At 51.7% G+C, this 696-nt stretch carries 3 tRNA genes; all 3 read left to right on the top strand.

The annotated features are described in order from the left end of the window. Positions 1–217 precede the first annotated feature (217 nt). The 3 genes from CRD13_RS04860 (at position 218) to CRD13_RS04850 (ending at position 579) form a co-directional block, all read left to right on the top strand. Positions 218–290: transfer RNA gene (locus CRD13_RS04860), tRNA-Thr, on the top strand. Positions 291–329: 39 nt separating this feature from the next. Further along, a tRNA-Met gene (locus tag CRD13_RS04855) sits at positions 330–403 on the top strand. Positions 404–506: 103 nt separating this feature from the next. Beyond that, positions 507–579, top strand: a tRNA-Trp gene (locus CRD13_RS04850). The last annotated feature ends 117 nt before the right edge of the window (positions 580–696 follow it).

The raw sequence follows: 696 nt of genomic DNA, 5'->3' as shown, positions 1-696 counted from the left end.
ATGGTTCCGCTGGGGCTCATCGATAAGTGAATAGATTATCCATAAGTGCGCGCCAAATGTCTGCAAACGTGACAAGAAATACCGCTGCCTACCTGCTGATTTGTGCTTAGTGGTGATTTCGGGTTAATCTTTGCAAGGCTTCACGGAGAGCACAGAGCGAAACGAAGCGGTCAACAATTGGCCACAGAGTTACGTGCTGGGTTCAACGGATGCTGATGCCCCCTTAGCTCAGTCGGCAGAGCGTTTCCATGGTAAGGAAAAGGTCGACAGTTCGATTCTGTCAGGGGGCTCTGTTCTTTTATACGGACTTATGTCCGGTAGAGAATAGGGGCGATGTAGCTCAGATGGTGAGAGCGCACGACTCATAATCGTGAGGTCGGGGGTTCGATCCCCCCCATCGCTACTACGGACAGTGATGTTCGTCGAACCCCGCCTTGATTATGCAGCAATGCAGTAAGGTGGGACATTGTCAGCTAAGGACTGAAAAGTTCTTTCGCTGGTGGTGAAGGGGCGTGGCTCAATTGGTAGAGCAGCGGTCTCCAAAACCGCAGGTTGCAGGTTCGAGTCCTGTCGCCCCTGCAAGTACCCGTCATCCAGGGCGTATGAAAATGCGTCTGGGTGGCGGGTTTTTCGTGGGTTAAGTAAAGAAAAGTGTGTCTTTTCCGGGCGTGTTGCGGTTATTTGATCCAGCCTTTT

Source organism: Corynebacterium sp. LK26 (assembly GCF_014335085.1).
Lineage (GTDB): Bacteria > Actinomycetota > Actinomycetes > Mycobacteriales > Mycobacteriaceae > Corynebacterium > Corynebacterium jeikeium_D.
This window is presented reverse-complemented; position numbering and strand designations above follow the sequence as displayed.